17 protein-coding genes are annotated in these 19,948 nt (G+C 45.4%); 15 read left to right on the forward strand and 2 right to left on the reverse strand.

Annotated elements, in window-relative coordinates; all coding sequences use genetic code 11:
* Positions 1-36 precede the first annotated feature (36 nt).
* The 3 genes from ACQKMP_RS19455 to sdaAA all read left to right on the forward strand — a co-directional run bounded on the left by ACQKMP_RS19455 (position 37) and on the right by sdaAA (position 2,504).
* Positions 37-618: a DUF4269 domain-containing protein gene (locus tag ACQKMP_RS19455; protein ID WP_042184430.1), complete on the forward strand. Its 582-nt coding sequence runs from the start codon at positions 37-39 to the stop codon at positions 616-618.
* Positions 619-918: 300 nt separating this feature from the next.
* Entirely contained in the window at positions 919-1,629 is a 711-nt protein-coding gene (gene sdaAB / locus ACQKMP_RS19460) for an L-serine ammonia-lyase, iron-sulfur-dependent subunit beta (protein ID WP_042184432.1), read from the forward strand.
* Complete coding sequence (sdaAA, locus tag ACQKMP_RS19465) at positions 1,626-2,504, forward strand: L-serine ammonia-lyase, iron-sulfur-dependent, subunit alpha (protein WP_042184434.1); 879 nt, start codon at positions 1,626-1,628, stop codon at positions 2,502-2,504. The genes sdaAB and sdaAA overlap by 4 nt, the downstream gene beginning before the upstream one ends.
* Before the next feature lie 28 nt (positions 2,505-2,532).
* Here sdaAA and ACQKMP_RS19470 read toward each other — a convergent pair whose 3' ends face one another.
* Positions 2,533-2,835, reverse strand: coding sequence for a hypothetical protein (locus tag ACQKMP_RS19470; protein ID WP_042184436.1), 303 nt, complete (start codon positions 2,833-2,835; stop codon positions 2,533-2,535).
* Between the two features lie 61 nt (positions 2,836-2,896).
* On the opposite strand from ACQKMP_RS19470, the gene ACQKMP_RS19475 reads away from it, so the two are divergent.
* Positions 2,897-3,094 (forward strand): YwbE family protein, encoded by a 198-nt coding sequence (locus ACQKMP_RS19475; protein WP_042184438.1) that lies wholly within the window; start codon positions 2,897-2,899, stop codon positions 3,092-3,094.
* Between the two features lie 104 nt (positions 3,095-3,198).
* Here ACQKMP_RS19475 and ACQKMP_RS19480 read toward each other — a convergent pair whose 3' ends face one another.
* Positions 3,199-3,924, reverse strand: coding sequence for an HNH endonuclease (locus ACQKMP_RS19480; protein WP_042184440.1), 726 nt, complete (start codon positions 3,922-3,924; stop codon positions 3,199-3,201).
* Between the two features lie 362 nt (positions 3,925-4,286).
* On the opposite strand from ACQKMP_RS19480, the gene ACQKMP_RS19485 reads away from it, so the two are divergent.
* From ACQKMP_RS19485 to ACQKMP_RS19535, 11 genes are all read left to right on the forward strand, one after another.
* Positions 4,287-4,769 carry a hypothetical protein gene (locus ACQKMP_RS19485; protein ID WP_042184442.1) on the forward strand — a complete coding sequence of 161 codons (483 nt, stop codon included), beginning with the start codon at positions 4,287-4,289 and terminating at the stop codon, positions 4,767-4,769.
* A gap of 52 nt (positions 4,770-4,821) precedes the next feature.
* Complete coding sequence (locus tag ACQKMP_RS19490; RefSeq protein ID WP_042184444.1) at positions 4,822-5,841, forward strand: LacI family DNA-binding transcriptional regulator; 1,020 nt, start codon at positions 4,822-4,824, stop codon at positions 5,839-5,841.
* Positions 5,842-6,143: 302 nt separating this feature from the next.
* Positions 6,144-7,481 (forward strand): glycoside hydrolase family 30 protein, encoded by a 1,338-nt coding sequence (locus tag ACQKMP_RS19495; RefSeq protein WP_042184446.1) that lies wholly within the window; start codon positions 6,144-6,146, stop codon positions 7,479-7,481.
* A gap of 28 nt (positions 7,482-7,509) precedes the next feature.
* Entirely contained in the window at positions 7,510-10,737 is a 3,228-nt protein-coding gene (locus tag ACQKMP_RS19500) for a hypothetical protein (protein ID WP_042184448.1), read from the forward strand.
* A gap of 230 nt (positions 10,738-10,967) precedes the next feature.
* Positions 10,968-11,954, forward strand: coding sequence for an ABC transporter permease (locus tag ACQKMP_RS19505; RefSeq protein WP_081382970.1), 987 nt, complete (start codon positions 10,968-10,970; stop codon positions 11,952-11,954).
* A gap of 18 nt (positions 11,955-11,972) precedes the next feature.
* Positions 11,973-12,863: a carbohydrate ABC transporter permease gene (locus tag ACQKMP_RS19510; protein ID WP_042184450.1), complete on the forward strand. Its 891-nt coding sequence runs from the start codon at positions 11,973-11,975 to the stop codon at positions 12,861-12,863.
* Positions 12,864-12,973: 110 nt separating this feature from the next.
* Positions 12,974-14,674 carry an extracellular solute-binding protein gene (locus ACQKMP_RS19515; protein ID WP_042184452.1) on the forward strand — a complete coding sequence of 567 codons (1,701 nt, stop codon included), beginning with the start codon at positions 12,974-12,976 and terminating at the stop codon, positions 14,672-14,674.
* Positions 14,675-14,803: 129 nt separating this feature from the next.
* Positions 14,804-16,711: a cache domain-containing sensor histidine kinase gene (locus ACQKMP_RS19520; protein WP_231573376.1), complete on the forward strand. Its 1,908-nt coding sequence runs from the start codon at positions 14,804-14,806 to the stop codon at positions 16,709-16,711.
* Positions 16,708-18,270 carry a response regulator gene (locus ACQKMP_RS19525; protein ID WP_042184456.1) on the forward strand — a complete coding sequence of 521 codons (1,563 nt, stop codon included), beginning with the start codon at positions 16,708-16,710 and terminating at the stop codon, positions 18,268-18,270. Before ACQKMP_RS19520 ends, ACQKMP_RS19525 begins: the two co-directional genes overlap by 4 nt.
* 148 nt (positions 18,271-18,418) lie before the next feature.
* Entirely contained in the window at positions 18,419-19,222 is an 804-nt protein-coding gene (locus ACQKMP_RS19530; RefSeq protein WP_042184458.1) for an aminoglycoside N(3)-acetyltransferase, read from the forward strand.
* 38 nt (positions 19,223-19,260) lie between these two features.
* Positions 19,261-19,899 (forward strand): histidine phosphatase family protein, encoded by a 639-nt coding sequence (locus ACQKMP_RS19535; protein WP_042184460.1) that lies wholly within the window; start codon positions 19,261-19,263, stop codon positions 19,897-19,899.
* The last annotated feature ends 49 nt before the right edge of the window (positions 19,900-19,948 follow it).

Genomic DNA, 19,948 nt, shown 5'->3' on the forward strand with positions numbered 1-19,948 from the left:
TTTATAAACCCGAGTCGGAGGAGGCGCTTGTCCAAAATGAATGATTGGCGAAATGTCGATTATTTGATTCATGGAACCGTGGTTCAGAAAGAGGTCTATAACCTTCTTACAGAGCTGGAGATTATGAATTTGCTAACAGACTACACCCCTTTGTTGGTTGGGACAATACCGCTTGGAATTCAAGTGGAGGGCAGCGATTTGGATATCATTTGTGAGGTTTATGATCCTATGAAGTTTAAGGCGCTAGTTGTTCGATATTTTGGAGCCATGGAGGGGTTTGTTAGCGAATCACGAGTGGTTCAAGGGATTCCTCGAACGAAAATTAACTTTATGGTAAAGGGCTGGCCTATCGAACTGTTTGGGCAGCCGAGGCGAACGGAGCTCCAGAATGGTTATTTGCATATGATCGTTGAAGCTGAAATTTTAGCTCAGATGGATGATGATTTTCGCGAACGGATCATTCTTTTAAAATCAAGCGGATGGAAGACAGAGCCTGCCTTTGCGAAAGCTATGGGATTAGAGGGCGATCCTTACGAAGCGCTGCTGGAGCTGGAAAAGCTTCCTCGGAGCGCTCTTCATGCTTTATGCCATTCTGTTCAAGCGAGGGAACAAGTATGATCTTGTCTTGAGAATCTCCGCGCAGCCGGTATTGCCAAGTGCCACCTGATGGTTATTGAAACCAATGAACATGGAAGAGGGTTCTGGGAAGGGATGGGCTGGCAGTATAGAGTTGGAATTATGCTGTGCTCCCAGGATATCTTGTGATACTCAGGACATGAAATAGAAATACTAGCCTTTGAATACGCAAAGTCAGGCATTTGGATATCACAGCAAATGTCACGGTGAACTCCGACTGCTAGTGCAGTATACTATATAGGAGTACGATAATTGCCTATTCTTGCAGGCAGGAGGTCTTTTATGCGTTTTAAGGATGTATTTTCAATTATTGGTCCGGCGATGGTCGGTCCTTCAAGCTCACATACCGCTGGGGCGGCACGGATCGGGAGGGCTGCAAGGCAGGTGTTGGGTGAAGTACCGCGTGTGGCTGAAGTAACGTTTTTCGGTTCTTTTGCAGCAACTTATCAGGGACATGGCACAGATCGGGCGATTGTTGGAGGGTTACTTGATTTCACTACCGACGATCATCGGCTTCCAGATTCCCTAGAACTGGCGGTCGAAGCCGGGATGGAAGTTTCTTTTAAGCAAGGAACAGGTCTGTTCCCACATCCGAACACCGTTAAGCTGCATCTCATCGGACAAGAAACAGGAAGCGAACTGACACTAACAGGGACATCTATTGGTGGCGGAAACATCGAGATTGTTGATATCGACGGTTTTGGAGTGAAGCTTACGGGGATCTATCCGACGGTTCTGATTAATCATATGGATTATTTAGGTGTTCTGGCAAGTGTTACGGAAGTGATGCGTAACGGACAGTTTAATATAGGGCATATGTCTCTCGATCGTAAGAATCGTAGTGGTGCAGCCTTAACGGTGCTGGAGCTGGATGAAGCGGCTACACCGGAGCTTCTTGAAGCGCTTAAAGCGCTCACTGCTGTGAAATCCGTGAAGCTGGTTAATTTAAACGAAGGTAAGCAAGATGAGAAGGGGAAGGAAAGTTTAACATGAATTTTCAAACACTTAGCGAGCTGGCTGTATTGTGTGAGGAACGTGGTCTCACGATTGGAGCACTTATGCTCGAAGAGCAAAGCGCGGAATCTGGACGTTCCAGTGATCATGAATTTTCCACGATGCGTGAATATTATGGCGTGATGAAAGAGGCTGTTCATCGCGGGATGCATGAAGATACAACTTCGCGCAGCGGCCTTACAGGCATGGATGCCCAGCGTGTAGGAGCATACAACGCGGCTGATGAGCCATGCCTAGGTGGACCTGCAGGTCAAGCTATGGCTTACGCGCTGGCTGTATCCGAAGTGAATGCTTCTATGGGCCGGATCATTGCGACGCCTACTGCTGGTTCATGCGGGATTATTCCGGGTGTATTTCTCAGCTGTCAGGAACGGTTTGGCTGGGATGATGACTACATGGTATCCGGATTGTTCGCAGCCGGGGCCATCGGTTATGTCATCGCCAATAACTCCTTTGTATCGGGTGCGGAAGGCGGCTGTCAAGCTGAGGTAGGTTCTGCCATTGGGATGGCAGCAGGCGCGTTAACCGAGCTACGCGGCGGAACGCCTGCACAAGCAGTGCATGCTGTCGGGTTAGCACTTAAGAACACTTTAGGCCTGATTTGTGATCCGGTTGGCGGACTTGTTGAGATTCCTTGTATTGTTAGAAACGGATTCGGTGCAGTTACTGCACTTGCCGCCGCAGATATGGCACTGGCTGGTGTTCGTAGTGTGATTCCTTCTGATGAAGTTATCAAGGTCATGCTCGAGGTAGGCTCAGCTATGCCAGAGAAACACCGCGAGACTGCAGGGGGCGGTTTAGCACAGACACCTACCGGCCGTAAAATCATGCAGGATTTACGCAAAAAGAAGTAATTAATACGTCTCAAATCACAATTTGTATTTAGAGCAGTTTGAAACGTTCCAGCTGATCCCATTGACCTTCTTGTCGAAGGATTTCTGCCTGCCTAGGTCCAATGAGGTCAAAGTGGGGAAACGATGAACGATTATGAATATATTGGGCAGGCAATCCGTTCTCCTCGCACCAGTGTTTCAGTGTGGTAAGATCACTACAGCCCACCTTGGTGACAGTAGTGATGCCGGGAAAGCGTGGATCCAGCCAATAATGAGTCAAGAAGGCGATCTCTCCTGCGGAGACCGCTTTTTTCCACCGGGATAATTCTTCTCTATTGATGCCGAAGGCCATAACGTCTCATCCTTATCTATTGTAGTTGACAACATTATAACCCATGAAAGGGGATTACATCATGAACGGACAAGTAAGAGCGGATATTCGTCCTGGGCTTGAAGTGGATATTGTACTTAAACAGGATCAGCCTACAGGCAAGCTAACACACGGTACGGTGAAAGATATTCTCACGAACTCGCCTCGGCATCCGCATGGCATTAAGGTCAGATTGACTAGCGGACAGGTAGGACGAGTTAAGAATATTACAGGCAACTAAATAAACTACACTTCTCCACATTAAAAAGCGACCCTAATCTCGTAGGTTATTCTGTTCACGGAAACAGAACAACCTACGAGATTAGGGCTTTTTGATTTAAGTTGTTATATTCGGCCCATAAAATCCTCAACAGATTTATCAGCTTTAGTCTGATTACATAACGTGCAAGCGCAGACGCAATTATTTGGGGTTGTATGACCCCCTTTAGCACGAGGTAGTAAATGATCAATGGTGTCCCCATAAGCGCCGCAGAAGTAGCAGGTGTAATTGTCTCTGGCTAGTATATAAGCGCGAAAATCCTTATTACTATACAATCGTCGAATCGTTCGACGGTTTACAACGATAGCGGCATGTTCCCTGACCAGGGTAATTGCAAGCGCTAGATCAATCTCCTGATGCCAACGCCGTCCCTTGTCGCTATGACCGCGCATTAGAATCATCCCTTTGGTAGAAGGAATCAATTGGGTTGGATCTTCGGGATTTAGCTTTGTGCCTTGAGCATGCGGCCTTTTTCTTCGCTGTTCCAAACCTCGTACGCATCGGTTCGGATTAGATTGTCCTGAAGAAGCAGCAGCGGAAGACGGCTTTCCCTCTTTGGGACGCTCCAATAGAGTGTGCTGATGGGTTTGAATCGTATCAAGCTTCACCAGTAAGGGGTTTGCTGTGAGTTTTATATTTAGTGTTTCCCGTTGTTTGCGACATTCACGGCAGGCACCACGGCGTGACTGCCCCTTGGAACGTTTGCCTGTACGTCTGCGAAATTCCGTGAGCGGCTTTAGCTTGTGGCAATAAGCACACTGCTTGGTAGATAGAAGGTCGGTATCGTTCATAGGTATGTTAGGTGCAGCGCATGTGTACGCATGTCCTGTCTCCTTGTTTTTGAAATATAAACTATAAGTTCCACACCATACTTTATGTCTTGGGTTTCTCGCTTATAAGGACGTAGAAATTGTTTATGCTTTGGATTCAATGATGTTCATTTATGAGTTCCGTTAATTGAAATGTTAGCTTCTAAACTTAGTATAACGTAAAGCGCTGCTGTTCACATCGTACGTAAAAAAACCATAAACACAGCCAAATTTGTGATATGCATCTCGGTGATAAACAGGGAAAACTTGTAAAATAGAAAAAAGGGCAGATTCGTTATCTAGATAGGGTTGCTCTAATTCTTATTTGGAAATGGGGAAGTGAAATGGAATTAACGAAGGGAAGGCCGGGTACAGTAACATGGCTGTATATTCTTCTTATTTTTTTGGGGGTTGGAGCGTTAGGAGGGGGCGGTGCTCTTGTAATAGATCCAAGCGGGGATCTAATGAAAATGCCGACTTCTATGCTGGAAAGATCGCCATTCTCTGATTTTTTATTCCCGGGTATTCTGCTATTTATCGTATTTGGATTACTGCCCCTCCTCGTTGTTTATGGTCTGATCAAGAGACCTCAGTGGCACTTGGTGGAACGATTAAATCCGTTCAAGAAATTATATAGCTTCTGGGCTTTGTCTCTGTATATCGGGTTTGGGCAAATCATTTGGATAACGGTGCAGACGTACATGCTGAATAGTGTTGCAATTATACATCTGATCTATATGAGTCTGGGGCTGTTGATTCAGACCGTTACACTACTCCCCTCTGTACAAAGTTACTTTTCGCTGGACGGCGGTACGGAAAGACGTTAAAATTGCAGTGAACAAAAGGCATTTCATTTGTCAGGGCAAGGAGCGAGCCGATTTGACAACGATATACGATATTGCCAAAAGAACCGGTTACTCTCCAACAACGGTTTCTAAGGCGTTTAATAATTATTCCGATGTACGTGAGAAAACTCGTCAGGAAATATTCCGGGTTGCCCAAGAAATGGGGTATTTGCCAAATTCACATGCCCGTACATTGACCACTAAGAAATCGTGGACCATTGGCGTGCTGTTCGTAGAGAATACGGGATTTGGTATTCGCCATCCTTTTTTCAGCGCTGTGATCGAAAGCTTTAAGAAGGTTGCTGTTGAAAAGGGTTATGCCCTCATGTTTATCTCCAAAGATGTCGGTGGTAAGCAAAGCGGTTATTTAGAGAATTGCAGGATTCGTGGCGTAGACGGCGTTGTTGTCTTCTTGTCCGATTATGAGGATCCGTATTTCCGTGAACTGCTTGAGAGTGATATTCCTACCGTTATTATGGATTTCGAGACTTCTGAGACGCATACGGTATGCTCAGATAATACTTCTGGAGCCCAGCTGGCAGTGGAGTATCTAGCCTCTTTGGGGCATCGCAAGATTGCCCATATATCCGGCGGCATGAACACATTTCCAGGTAAAATGCGGGAGTTGGGTTACAAGACCGCTATGAAGCAGCGAGGGTTTAAAGTACCTAAGTCCTATGTGGTAAACGGAGCCTTTTATTCTCGGGAAAGCGGATATAACGCGATGCTGGAGCTTCTTAAGCTCCCTGAACGTCCAACCGCCGTCTTTGCTTCCGGTGACTTACTAGCCTTAGGGGCTATTATGGCCGCTAAAGATAGTGGACTTTCCGTACCGATGGATATTTCAGTTATGGGTTACGATGACATCGATCTTGCCGAGTACGTTACACCTGCATTGACAACGGTGCGTCAGGATACGGAGCTTCTTGGAAGCCAAGCGGCGGACATTCTTTTAACCTCAATTGAAGGTAAAGTATTAGATAAGGAAGCGATTTTAGTTCCGGTGGAAGTGGTTGAACGGGAATCCTGTGCACCTCCGATTAGCGGAAAGTAGTCTGATAAATCTTGACGAACTGAAAAGAGTCCTGCTAAAGTAAAAGACAGTATAGCTTTCAATTGTTCTTATGAGATGAGATAGTGGTATTTGGCACATCTTATGTAGTGAGATGGAGCTATAATAGACCCATTGTTATAAATGCTCTTTCAATTGATTTGGAAGATCATTTTTTTTCGAAACAAACGAAACCGGTTTCGATTGCGATTTGATGGCTCATTGCTCCGAATCTATAACATCGGAAGATGATCCAGTAAAGACTAGTGCTTTGGTAAGAAAACAATTCAAAGGAGCTGGATGAAATGGCAAAAGTTCAAACTGTGGTAACTGCAAAAGATACAGGGGAACGCTTAACTCCAAAAGATGCAATTGTTTTTAGCGCAAGAGTAGGATCTGGGTCTGCCGATGTGGAGATTAAGCCAGAGCAGGAGTTTCAAAAGATGATTGGATTTGGTGGCGCTTTCACTGAAGCTGCTGCTTATACGTTGTCACGTCTGAGCTCCGAGAAACGAGCAGAGGTTATTCATCGGTACTTCCATCCAGTAGAGGGATTAGGCTATAGCATGGGGCGTGTTCATATACACAGCTGTGATTTTGCCCTCGGTAATTATACTTATGTTGCTGATCATGACACAGAGCTAGCTACTTTTGATATCTCACATGACCATAAGTGGGTACTTCCGCTGATAAAAGATGCCATGGAAGTAAGAGGCGGTGCATTCACGATGCTGGCTTCTCCTTGGAGCCCTCCGGCATGGATGAAAACAAATGGAGAAATGAATAACGGTGGATCACTGAAGCCGGAATACGCAGAAGTTTGGGCGCGCTACTATACGAAATACATTGAAGCTTATGGAAAAGAGGGAGTACCGATTTGGGCAGTTTCCGTGCAAAATGAGCCGGCTGCCGTTCAGGTCTGGGATTCATGTATTTATAGTGCGGAAGAGGAACGGGATTTTGTTAAAAATTATCTTGGACCGGTGATGCATCAGACCGGCCATTCAGATGTGAACATTGTAATCTGGGATCATAACCGCGATATTATGGTCGAGCGTGCTTCGGCAGTATTATCTGATCCTGAAGCTGCAAAGTATGTGTGGGGTACAGGTATTCACTGGTACGGAGGCGAGGAGTTCGACAAAGTAGAAAAGGTACATGATTTATTTCCTGACAAGCATTTGTTGTTCACAGAGGGCTGCCAAGAGGGCGGCGTTAAGCTGGGAGAATGGTTTACAGGCGAACGTTACGGCAGAAACATGATTGGAGATCTCAATGCGTGGACAGAAGGATACCTGGATTGGAACCTGGTACTGGATGAGACTGGAGGTCCTAACCATGTAGGCAATCTCTGCGATGCGCCGATTATTGCAGATACTACAACGGATGAAGTGCACTATAACAGCTCCTATTATTACATTGGGCATTTCAGTAAATTCATTGCGCCAGGTGCAGTACGGATCGGATTTACATCTGAAGCGGAAGGTATCTTAACCACAGCATTCCGTAATCCTGACGGTAGTATAGCTGTCGTACTGATGAATGAAAGTGAAGAAGAGCACAATGTAACGCTAGGTCTAGGCGAAGAGATTGCAAGCTGCGAGCTATCGCCTCATTCCATCGTAACGCATTTGATTTCATAAATAATCTACAACTTAGGAGGACATAAATATGAGCAACTATTATTTCGAATCAGGTACATTTGTAATGGAGCAATTTGATGAAGGAAAGCCTTTTTCCAGTTTCTTACCGGGTCTTGCCGGACTGAAGGGAATTCCGATGTGGACTTTTTATGTGAATCGGGGTCAGGCCATTTGCAGCTTCGGGGTACGCGATAAGAATTCGCCGATCATGGAATTCTCTCCTGCAAATATCTCTTATAAGAACGTAGGGACGACCGGTTTCAGAACCTTTATCAAAATTAAAGGTGAGCAAGAGATTTATGAACCGTTTCAATCTGCACGTCCAGATCCTGCTGCAAAGCGCCTCATGACCATTTTGCCTAATGGGCTTACTATTGAAGAAAGCCATGCCGGACATGGTCTGAAGACGACCGTACACTATTTTAATTTGCCTAATGACGATTATGCAGCATTGGTACGTCGGGTAGAGATTGAGAACATCGGCGGTAAAGAGATCGAGCTGGAGCTGATGGATGGTTTGCCTGAAATCTTGCCTTACGGCGTAGAAAACAGTGGATACAAGGAAATAGGGAATCTGCTGCGCAGCTGGATGGACGTATACAACTTAGAGAATGGTATTCCGTTCTATAAGCTGCGTTCCAGTACCAATGATGATGCACAGGTTAGCGAAATTACCAATGGCCATTTCTACCTGTCGTTCACTGGAGAAGGAGAAAAAGTCTCGCCAATCGTCGATTTCGAGCTAGTCTTTGGTGGCAATACCTCGCTTACGTACCCGGACCGCTTTGCGGGATTAACCCTTGCCGAACTGGGCGAGCTTCCACAATACCCCGTCAACAAGGTTCCGTGCGGTTTTAGCGGAGTGGCAAGACGTTTAGCACCAGGTAGCAATCTGATCCTGAATACACTGGTTGGACATGTAAATGACATCGACAAAATCAATAAGAAGGCGGAGCAGTTATGCCGCGATGAATATATCCTGTCTAAATCTCAAGAGGCCGCAGGTCTGACGGAGGAATTAACGGAAGATATTGCTACTCACACTTCATCGGCTGTGTTTGATGCGTATTGCCGTCAATCCTATCTCGATAACTTCCTGCGTGGAGGCTATCCTTTTGTCTTTGACAATGGTGGTGATGGCTTTGTAGTTCACTTATACTCGCGTAAGCACGGTGACTTGGAGCGTGACTACAATTTCTTCTCACTCGCCCCAGAATATTATTCACAGGGGAACGGAAACTTCCGTGATATGAATCAGAATCGTCGGAATGATGTGTTTTTTAATCCGAAGGTGGGTAGCTTTAACATCAAAATGTTCTATAGCTTGATTCAGGCGGATGGTTACAATCCACTGAGCGTGCAAGGAACAACCTTTGAAGTGAAACCGGATAGTAAGGCACAAGCTGCGGAGTGGATTGGAAAAGCTGCGGCAGATCATCAAGCTGAGCTTGTAAAGCTGTGTAGCACTCGGTTCACACCAGGTAGCTTAGTGAACTATATTGCGGATCATAACGTTGCCTTGAAGGTAAGCGAACAACAATTTTTGTCGGGATTACTTGCCCTGTCACAGCAAAACATTGAGGCAGCCTTTGGCGAAGGCTTCTGGTCGGATCACTGGACATATAATATGGATCTGGTAGTAGGTTACTTGGATATCTTCCCTGACAAAAAGCAGGAGCTTCTATTTGGGGATAACACCTATGCGTTCTATGACAGCCCAGCGTATGTGCTGCCACGTAGTGAGAAATATGTAATCAGTGACGGAAAGGCCCGGCAATATGGTGCACTCCTTGAGGATGAGGAGAAGCTGCACAAGCTGAAATGGAAAGCTGGAGATACCCATTGGCTGCGTACTGAAGGCGGTCACGGCGCCATTTACCACACCAATCTGTTCGTGAAGATGTTGTCTCTTGCCTTGAATAAATTTGCTACGCTTGATCCTTATGGTATGGGTGTAGAAATGGAAGGCAATAAGCCGGGCTGGAACGATGCTATGAATGGACTGCCTGGATTGTTCGGCTCCGGAATGAGTGAGACTTTTGAGCTGAAACGTACCGTAGTCTTTTTGTTAGATGCTCTGAACAGCAAAGAAAGCGTCCAAGGAGCTGTAGACCTGCCAGAAGAAATTGCCCAGTTGCTTGAAGAGGTATATCATGCGGTCACGGCGGTTCTGTCGGGAGATTTGGAACAATTTAATTATTGGGATACTGTAGCTTCGGCGCGTGAGGCTTATAGAGCACGTATCCGTTTCGGTATTACTGGAACTGAGTCTGAAGTAACCTTAGAATACATTCGTGAGGCCCTCTCCAAGTTCTTGGTCAAAATCGACGAGGGAATCAACAAGGCAGTAGAACTTGGTAACGGACTTACCCCAACCTATTTCCGCTTTGAGGCGAAGAAATTCCAGCAGGTAACAGATGCTGAAGGTCAACCAGTACTTAGCGGATACGGCCTGCCAAAAGCTGTGGTAGAGGAGTTTGAGGTCTATGCATTGCCATACTTCCTTGAGGGGCCTACTCGCCTGTTGAAGACGCTGAAAGATCCGGTGCAAGCCAAAGAAATCTATAATTTGATTAAGCAAACAGAGTTATATGATCCGACTACGTCTATGTATCAAACTTCGGTTAGTCTAGAGGGTGAGTCTCATGAGATCGGACGAATGAGAGCCTTTACGCCAGGCTGGTTAGAGCGGGAGTCCAACTTCCTGCATATGTCCTATAAATATTTACTTGAGCTGTTGAAGGGCGGGCTTTATGAGGAGTTCTACGGAGAACTGAAGACCTCGCTAGTTCCGTTCCTAGATCCGGCTGTCTATGGACGCAGCACGCTTGAAAATTCATCCTTTATCGCTACCGGAGGTAATCCTGATCCGAACAATCATGGTAGAGGGTTCGTTGCAAGATTAAGTGGGTCGACTGCTGAATTCTTGAGTATGTGGAGAACGATGATGGCCGGAAGCCATGTTTTCAGAGTAGAAGATGGACAGCTTACATTATCTTTGGATCCGGTTCTACCAGGCTGGCTATTTGATGAACAAGGCAATCTCTCTTTCACATTTCTAGGTGGCACGGAAGTAACTTATTCGAACCCACAATGTGAGAATACATTTGGTGAGAAGAAGGTTGTTATTCAGAGCATGACGCTCGTCTATCACGATGGAACAGTGACCGAAATTTCAGGAGCACTCGTTCGTGGCGATGAGGCAGAGGCTCTGCGGCGTGGAGAGATCAAGCAAATTCGAGCAATAATGGCATAGAAAATAAGGGAGGGCCTAGGCCCTCCCTTTATTTTTTTCTCCAAATATAAGGATAAACGCTTACCGTCCTTAAAGGATGGCGAAAGCGTTTTAGCTTGAACCCGAAAAATGGAACCTATAATCCGAAATTCAATACCTTATGGAGACAGGCAAAAGCAAATACAATGAATACATAGATATTGTAAACGCTTTATACAAGAGCGGATATAGAGATTCTGGAGGTCCATATGATGGAGAAAAAAACAAATGGGGAATTAAGCCCAGCGATGAAGCCTCAATTTTCGGGCAATTTCGAAACCGGTAAAGTAAATCGTACCCCGCTTTGGAAGAAGTTCATTACCCAACGACATTTGCAGACAATGGCACTGCTCGGTGTAGTATGGATGATTATTTTTAACTACATTCCGATGTATGGCATTATTATCGCCTTCAAGGAGTACAACATCGTCAAGCCAATCTCAGAAGCCCCTTGGGTCGGTCTCGCGAATTTCAAAGAGTTCCTGGCGGACGATAATTTTGTGTATGTAATGAAGAATACGCTGGGCATCAGCTTAATCAAACTGTTGATCTTTCCGTTGCCGATCATATTCGCTCTCTTTCTGAATGAAATCCGATCCGTTCGCTTTAAGAAGAGTATTCAGACGATATCGTATCTGCCCCACTTCCTGTCTTGGGTCGTCCTTGGCGGGATTCTTGCCACTTGGCTGGCAGATATAGGCATCATCAACAATATTCTGATGGCGCTGCATGTGATCGACCAGCCAATTTCGTTCCTGGCTGAACCAAAATATTTTTGGACTATTATTATTACCTCGGATTTATGGAAGGAGTTGGGCTGGTCAGCGATCATCTATCTGGCTGCCATTACCAGCATATCTCCCGAAATGTATGAAGCGGCCACCATCGATGGTGCCGGAAGATTCCAGAAAATGTGGTATGTTACCGTACCGACCATTAAAGGAACGATCAGCATCTTGTTTATTCTGGCGGTTAGCGGTGTACTGAACTCCAATTTTGATCAGATTCTGGTACTGCGCAATTCGCTGAATGACAGCGCGAGCAATGTGATTGACTATTATGTTTACTATACCGGTCTGCTTTCGGCCCGCTTCTCGTATTCAACTGCAATTGGGATGTTCAAATCGGTTATCTCGCTCATTCTGCTGCTAATTGCCAACCAAGTATCCAAAAAACTCAACGACACCTCGTTGTTTTAGGCCAAGGAGGACCTGTACATGATTACACTGAATCGCAGAACCAAGGGCGAAGTCGTCTTTGATATAGTCAACAATATTGGAATGCTTTGTATTTGCTTCGTTACGCTGTATCCGATCTGGTACGTGCTGGTTAATGCTTTTAATGACGGGAAAGATGCTATGCTGGGTGGGATTTACTGGTTTCCGCGCAAGTTTTCATTGGAGAACTTTAGTGCCGTATTCGCTAGCCCGGGTATTATGAGGGCGATGTGGCTTACCGTAGCCAAAACACTTCTTGGCGTAGGTCTGCATGTGTTCTTTACGGCGATGGTTGCTTATGCGTTTTCCCGCAGGGAACTGATTGGGGGCAAATTCTACATCCTGTTAGGCACGATAACCATGATCTTCGCAGGCGGACTTATTCCGACGTACCTACTCATCAGAGATCTTCATCTGCTAGAAAATTTCCTGGTCTATATTATTCCGGTCATGTTCAGCTTCTTCGATCTAATCATCTTCATGACCTTCTTCCGGGATATTCCTGATGGTCTCGAGGAAGCGGCGCGTATTGACGGAGCTAATGACTGGTCCATCTTCCTGCGGGTTGTCCTACCGGTATCCTTGCCCGTACTGGCTACCATTGCGCTGTTCCATGGCGTTTATCAATGGAATGATTATTTTACCGGAATGATTTATATGAACAATGAAAACATGCAACCGATTCAAACCTTCCTGTACCGGGTTGTTGCCCAGTCCAGCTCGAATCTGATGATGACTGCCGTCCAGGGAAGCGCCGTGACTAGGACGGTGACCTCGCAGTCCATCAAGCTGGCTACCATGGTTGTTACAACACTTCCGATCGTCTTTGCTTACCCTTTCCTGCAACGTTATTTCGTCAAAGGGATGATGATTGGCTCCATCAAGGGCTAAGTGCCGGTCGCACTTCACCCGAACTAGTGGTGTCTCCTCCAGACTGCTCCCGCAGTCTTGGAGTTGCAAATTATAATTATTAATCAATCTAAGAAAAGGGGTAAACAAGCATGGACATGAAAAGAAAGCCAAAGAAAATAATGCTGCTGCTTATGGCAACAATCATGGTTCTGTCCGTAGCGGGCTGTTCCGGCAACAATGGCAATGCCGCAAACAAAGGTAATACCGCAAACAAGACTGAAGGCAACACAGCAGAGGCAACAGCTACAACAGCGCCAGAAGCTACAGCACTATCCGCTGATGAGCCGGGTTGGAAATCCGACACATCACCAATTACGTTTGACTGGTACCTGAACTTTGCCTGGTTCCCTAATAAATGGGGTGTGGATCCAACTTCCCAATATATCACTAAAAAAACCGGTGTTGACATTAACTTTATCGTTCCAGCCGGTAATGAAAATGAAAAGCTGAACACACTGATTGCTTCCGGTAAACTGCCGGACTTCATTACACTGGGATGGTATGAAGATGCAGTTAAGAAAATGATTGAAGGTAATCTCGTGCTTCCTCTTAACAAACTGGCAGAAGAATATGATCCTTACTTCTTCAAAGTATCCGACCCTGACAAACTGGGATGGTACACACAAGCTGATGGCAATGTATACGGTTATCCGAATGCTTCTTCCTCACCTAAAGATTACGAGAAATATGGCGACACTTATGTATCCAACCAAACCTTCGTAGTCCGCAAAGATATTTATGAAGCGATTGGCAGTCCTGATATGCGCACACCGGAAGGATTCGTGGCAGCGCTGAAGGCCGCTAAAGAGAAATTCCCTGCAATCGATGGTCAACCGATAATTCCGCTCGGTCTGCACGAATTTACCGCAACTGGTAACGATTCTCTGGAACAATACATTCAGAACTTCTTAGCTATTCCAAGAGAAAAAGACGGCAAGTTATACAATCGTGAGACTGACCCTGAATATATCCGCTGGATGAAAACTTTGCGTCAAGCGAACCAAGACGGCTTGCTTTCTAAAGATATCTTTATTGACAAACGTCCTCAAATGGAAGAAAAAATCGCTCAAGGCCGTTACTTCGCGATGCTGTACCAACGCACTGACTTTGCAGCCCAATTGGGAACTCTGTACCAGCAAGACCCGAACAAAATTTATATCGCTGTTGACGGACCGGCTAATACCAACCTAGATGCACCTACTCTGAACGGCCCTGCCATTTCCGGATGGACAGTAACGCTGATCTCCAAAGATGTTAAAGACAAAGCACGCGCTATTAAATTCCTTAGTTACCTGAACAGTGAAGAAGGTAATAAAGATCTCTATCTTGGAGAAAAAGGCGTCAGCTATGATACCATTGACGGCAAAGACCAATTTAAACCAGAAGTCTTTGATCTGATGAATAAAGACCGTTCGGCATTCGACAAGCAATATGGTTCTTCCTTTACGTTCTGGATGCTGATGAATACCAATATTACAGCGCAATGGACACCTACAGCTGTAGAGCCTTTCAAACAGCTTGAAGACTGGACTCGCGGAAAAACAAAAAGTATCTCCGAGTTTGATCAAATCGATCCGTTGGCAAGCTCCCCTGAGGGCGTCATCTTATCTAAAATTAAAGATTTGCGCAGCAAAACGTTACCGAAGCTTTTGATGGCTCCATCCGATGCTGAATTTGATTCCATCTGGACAGATTACATCAAGAAGCAAGAGGATCTGGGTCTGGCTAAAGTGCAAGCCTTCCAGCAAACAAAATATGAAGAGAATAAGCAAAAACTCGCAAAAAAATAAAATAAACAGGACCCAATCGCCCGCTAATGCGGGCGATTGGGTTATTTTCAATCTATAAATATGGTATAGATATTAAATAGGTTAAGTATTCACTATTTTAGCGAGGTGGACAGAACAGAAGTGTATAGTGTGAACAGGCGTGAGCGAGCTAGAGCATTATGGCATTCTTTTAGTTATTGGTGGGGGAGAAGATCTCTCCAGAGTCGTTTAATTGCAGCCTATGTTTTTATTATTTTAGGCCCGTGCTTGCTGGTATCCGTCTACTTCTATGAGTCTATCAATAATACCTATCTCAGAGATGCCGTCGAGAAAAATGATTATTTGCTGCAAATGGAAAAATTACATATCTATAATCAAATTGAGGCGATGGAACGTGCGGCGCAGATGGCTTATTCTGATACCGATGTAGAAGAATTCCTTGCGAATGAAACTGAACCCCAGCTAGTAGATTTGATTAATTTCAATACAAATGCCTATGTGAATATGACTCGTATTCAATTTAATAATCCGAATATTGAGCATTTGAGGCTGTATTCGAGAAGCGATAAAGTGCATGAAATTTGGCCGATTATCTTTCGGGAAGAGCGGGTTTCTTCCAAGCCATGGTTTCAGAAAGCGCTTCAATTGAAGGGACAGGAATACTGGTCTTTTCAGAAAAGTGATCCTGATCTGATGCAGAGATACTTGGAAGCACCGGCGGAGAGTCTGCCAAAGGTTTCGTTGTTGCGTGAGAAGAGTCGTCCAGCAGACAATCATATCGGTATGGTGCAGGTGGATATGCTGCTGAGTCGTTTTACACCCAAGACGTATACAGACGTCCGGGATAATCAGACCCAGATGTTCCTTGTGGATAGTGAGCTACAGGTTTTCACCAGACCGGATCATTCTTTTTTGCAGGATAATCTGAAGATGGCCGATATGATTGCAGAACGGTATAAGCATTTTCGGGAAACTGGAGAATGGGATAGTGATTACTCGGAGAATGGTCGATCTTTTTTGTTGATTAACACTCCGCTAGAACGTATTGATGCTTATTTGTTAAATGTAGTGTCCATGGAGGGAGTTATGAAGGATATCTCCCGAACGCGCAACTTAATCATTGGAGCCAATGTCGGGTTCATTACCCTGCTAACGCTGATTGCTTATGTGACAAATGCCTTTATTCTAAAAAATCTACGTAGATTGACCGAAACAATGAAAAAAGTGCGCAGAGGTGAAGCCTACAGTGGAATTATGATTCGTGGTGGAGGGGAAGTCGGTGAGCTTGCCCATCATTTCTCCAAACTGATGAACACGATCAATACATTGGTGGCTCAAGCAGTGAGCAAGCAAGCATTGTCAAAAGAGGCTGAGCTACGTACGCTGCATAACCAGATTGACGCACATTTTTTGTATAATACGCTGGAAAATATTAAAATGCTGGCTGAAATTGAGAACCAACGAACGATCTCGGATGCATTAACCTCACTGGGGGGGATGATGCGTTATAATTTCAAATGGTCCGGAGAGTATGTGAAGCTGCGAGATGAAATTCGCCATATTGAGAACTACATTGAAGTGATGAATATTCGTTTTGAATATCCGGTTAAGCTGGTGCTTCATATTGAGCCTCGATATATGGAGCTGGAGGTGCTTAAAATGTCACTGCAGCCTATTGTGGAGAACAGTGTTAAGCATGCTTGGTGTGGGGAGAAAGAAAATTTACAGGACCCGAGCATTAATATTCATATTTCGGAAACGGAAGGTGATATTTCCATAGAGCTTCGTGATAATGGTATCGGTCTTACCCCAGAACGTCTAGTTGCTTTAAACGAGGCGATATATGCTAAGGATGAATGTTGTGATTGTGATAGCTCCTGTGAACAGCGGGAAGTAAGCCAGAGAGCAGGGGGCATAGGACTGCGAAATGTACACCAGCGTCTGCAAATCTTTTATGGCGAAGAATACGGGCTTGTAGTACAGAGCGAGGCAGGGAGTTGGACGATGGTACGTCTAAGCTTGCCGAAAGTTCTTTTGACGGGAGAAAAACAACCATGAAGAAATTACTGATCGTTGATGATGAGAAAAATATTCGTGTAGGTCTGAAGATCATGATTGAAAGGGAATTTCCATCCGCATATTCGATCATAATGGCGAGCAATGGTGCAGAGGCGCTCGAGGTCTTTAAGACAGATGGTGCAGATATTATTATTACGGATATTCGTATGCCGGTAATGGATGGAATTACGTTGTTGGAGCGGTTGTCTTCGGCGACAGGGGGCGAGAAAAGTCCGGCAGTGCTAATTTTAAGTGGGTATGACGATTTCGAATATGCCAAAAGCGCGATCCGTTATCGCGTGAAGGATTATTTACTTAAACCGATTCGTAGAGATGAATTATTCGAAATCTTGAAGTGTATAGACAAGGAGGAGGAGGAGCAGAATCTCAGCGCAAGGCAGCAGGAACAGGAAGCAGAACGTTTTCGCCGAGAGCTGCGTTCTAGCCGTTTACGCGAGCTGCTTATGCAGCAGGAAGTTCAGTTGGAGCGAGAGCAGCAGGAGAGCCTAGATGACTTGGAGGTTCCTTTTACAGTAGGTGTGTTGAATTACTATTGTAATGACGGAACAAGAATGAAGCCTGGGGATGTTCAGGGGCTGGTTGAACGATTGATGGGACCACTTGAAAAATATTTCTCGGAAATCACAACGGACTGGGACGGTAAGCTAGTATTGCTCGGAACCAGAAAACAGGACTTTATTGAGCTGTCCAGACAAGCTGAAGCCAAAGAAATAATGGGATTGTCGATTGGGATAAGTAGCGAAGGAGGAAGTCTTGCAGACCTTCGTTCCTGTTATAAGGAAGCTTGTCGGGCATTACAGTATACTTTTGTATATCCACAAGTGAACTTGTTGAATTACGAGGATGTGAGTCAAGAACGGTCTAATTCCCCCTTACCAAAGGAGGAAATTCGCAAGCTGCTCAATATGCTTGGAACAGAACGCGAGAAGGAGATGAAGCATCTTCTGGCTGTGATTTTTCAGACTGAGCATTTGAAGGCGCTTGACCTGTCTTATTTGGAGTCGGTGGGACAGAATATCAATGAATTGGTGCTGGATGAAGTATTTCGGGTGCATGGCGAGGCCTCGGTAGAGGTGTTGAAGCTGTATCGCACAGTGGGCAATATGTACAATTATCGTCATTTTCATGATTATTATCGTGCGCTTGAGAATTTGCTCCTGAGTGTGAGTAATTACATTGTAGGGGTACGCTCTGCTCATACGGAGCATGCTGACATGGAGGAAGCGCTGCACTATATTGAAGCCAACTATGCTCGTCCACTAAATATGGCTATGGTTAGTAACCATGTTTCTTTGAATTATTCTTATTTTAGCGAAGCCTTCAAAGCATATACTGGTGAGAATTTTGTCATTTATTTAAAAAAGGTACGCATCCGTCATGCTAAAGAACTGCTAGCGAAAGACTGTGGCAAGCTTGCTGAGGTTTCGGAGAAAGTAGGTTTTGAGAACAGTAAGCAATTTGCCCGTGTATTCAAAGAGTTGGAAGGGATCTCTCCAGGGGATTATAGAGCCAAAATGCTGTCTGAAGATCTGTCGTAAAAGGCAGGATAAGTAGCTTTAGTATAAATATCATTGCTGAACTGTACCTTGATGGGCGTTAAGGGTGTCGTTAGAAGTGATCCTCCTATATAATGGCAGTGAGAAGCTTTGCTAGGATTAGCAGCAAGAGAGTTTGGAGGAATGAAGGGTGGAAGAAATTCAAGGCAATTTGATTACAGTTCAGACGTTGGCAGAGGACTTTCGGCGACTGGGTGTACAGGCGGGGATGACGATTATACTGCATTCGTCCTTCAAATCACTAGGCCAATGGGTGGCAGGTGGCCCGGTTGCCGTTATTTTGGCGCTTGAGGAGGTTCTTGGAGAGTCAGGTACACTTGTGATGCCCACGCATTCTAGTGATCTGACGGACCCTGCTGGCTGGAGTAACCCACCGGTACCCGAATCTTGGTGGCAGAGTATCCGTGAGCAGATGCCGGCTTATGATCCAGACCTGACCCCACTGAGAGGAATGGGGGTTATTCCGGATTGCTTCCGTAGACAAAAAGAGGTAAAGCGCAGCGATCACCCTATTCATTCATTTGCGGCTTGGGGCAAGCATAGGGATGAGATTATATATGGTCACTCCCTCGAATACGGTTTGGGGGATGACTCTCCATTAGCTCGTATTTATGATCTGGGGGGAAGTGTGCTGCTGCTAGGCGTTGGTAATCTGAATAATACTTCATTACATCTTGCTGAATGCCGGGCCTTCTATGAAGGAAAGAAGGAAGCCATTGGCGGAGCACCTATACTAGTGGATGGTCATAGACAGTGGGTGGAATTCAAGGAGCTAGATTGGAACTCTGACGATTTCGTTGATCTTGCTGAGCAATTCGGGCAAGAGACAGGGCTCATTACAAATGGTCATATCGCCTCAGCTGCAGCTCAATTGATTCCACAGCGTGAAATTGTAGACTATGCGGTGAACTGGATGGAGCAAAACAGGAAGTAGACTATCTCTGAATTTGGGATTAGGAGGAGAAGCAACGGATGAGTACTACAACGATATATCTAACGCGTCATGGACAGACAGAATGGAATGTGCAGAATCGTATGCAAGGTCATATGGATTCTGCGCTGACGACGCTTGGCGTACAACAGGCGGAATGGTTGAGCCAGGGAATGCAGGCTACAAATCTGGATGTCATTTATGCAAGCTCTAGCCCAAGGGCGCTGCGTACAGCTGAAATTATACGCGGAGAGCGGGATGTTCCGCTGAAGATTTCCGATGCATTTAAAGAAATTGGCATGGGCGTATGGGAAGGTAGAGATTCTGCTGAACTGGCAGCTCAGTATTCAGACCAGCATCGTTATTTCTGGAAGGAACCCGACCGGTTTAAAGTGGAGGGCAGCGAGACCTTCGCAGAGGTGCAGACAAGAGCACTGGAGAAGCTTCAGGAAATTCTCACTGCCCATCAGGGTGAGACGATTCTTATCGTAACGCATACGGTAGTGATCAAGCTCTTGATGGCTTATTTTGAGGGCAGAGAGTTGCCTAAGCTATGGGATCTGCCTTACATATATCCAACCTGCTTATCCAGGATTGATTTTACGGATGGCGTGCCGGAGATCCTGCTGCACGGGGATACAAGTCATTATGAAGAGAATGAGGCTGGGATGGAATCCTAGAGGTTATATGAAAAAGAGGCGGTTCCTCGAGTGCATTATGCACCCTAGG

The organism is Paenibacillus sp. NPDC101420 (genome assembly GCF_050277435.1).
GTDB lineage: Bacteria > Bacillota > Bacilli > Paenibacillales > Paenibacillaceae > Paenibacillus_AQ.

Excerpts from the sequence above, each read along its gene's own strand:
- ACQKMP_RS19470 (WP_042184436.1), bottom strand. The coding sequence starts at position 2,835 with ATGGCCTTCGGCATCAATAGAGAAGAATTATCCCGGTGGAAAAAAGCG.
- ACQKMP_RS19485 (WP_042184442.1), top strand. The coding sequence starts at position 4,287 with ATGGAATTAACGAAGGGAAGGCCGGGTACAGTAACATGGCTGTATATT.
- ACQKMP_RS19510 (WP_042184450.1), top strand. The coding sequence starts at position 11,973 with ATGATTACACTGAATCGCAGAACCAAGGGCGAAGTCGTCTTTGATATA.
- ACQKMP_RS19535 (WP_042184460.1), top strand. The coding sequence starts at position 19,261 with ATGAGTACTACAACGATATATCTAACGCGTCATGGACAGACAGAATGG.
- sdaAB (WP_042184432.1), top strand. The coding sequence starts at position 919 with ATGCGTTTTAAGGATGTATTTTCAATTATTGGTCCGGCGATGGTCGGT.
- ACQKMP_RS19475 (WP_042184438.1), top strand. The coding sequence starts at position 2,897 with ATGAACGGACAAGTAAGAGCGGATATTCGTCCTGGGCTTGAAGTGGAT.
- ACQKMP_RS19495 (WP_042184446.1), top strand. The coding sequence starts at position 6,144 with ATGGCAAAAGTTCAAACTGTGGTAACTGCAAAAGATACAGGGGAACGC.
- ACQKMP_RS19515 (WP_042184452.1), top strand. The coding sequence starts at position 12,974 with ATGGACATGAAAAGAAAGCCAAAGAAAATAATGCTGCTGCTTATGGCA.
- ACQKMP_RS19505 (WP_081382970.1), top strand. The coding sequence starts at position 10,968 with ATGGAGAAAAAAACAAATGGGGAATTAAGCCCAGCGATGAAGCCTCAA.
- sdaAA (WP_042184434.1), top strand. The coding sequence starts at position 1,626 with ATGAATTTTCAAACACTTAGCGAGCTGGCTGTATTGTGTGAGGAACGT.
- ACQKMP_RS19455 (WP_042184430.1), top strand. The coding sequence starts at position 37 with ATGAATGATTGGCGAAATGTCGATTATTTGATTCATGGAACCGTGGTT.
- ACQKMP_RS19525 (WP_042184456.1), top strand. The coding sequence starts at position 16,708 with ATGAAGAAATTACTGATCGTTGATGATGAGAAAAATATTCGTGTAGGT.
- ACQKMP_RS19480 (WP_042184440.1), bottom strand. The coding sequence starts at position 3,924 with ATGAACGATACCGACCTTCTATCTACCAAGCAGTGTGCTTATTGCCAC.
- ACQKMP_RS19500 (WP_042184448.1), top strand. The coding sequence starts at position 7,510 with ATGAGCAACTATTATTTCGAATCAGGTACATTTGTAATGGAGCAATTT.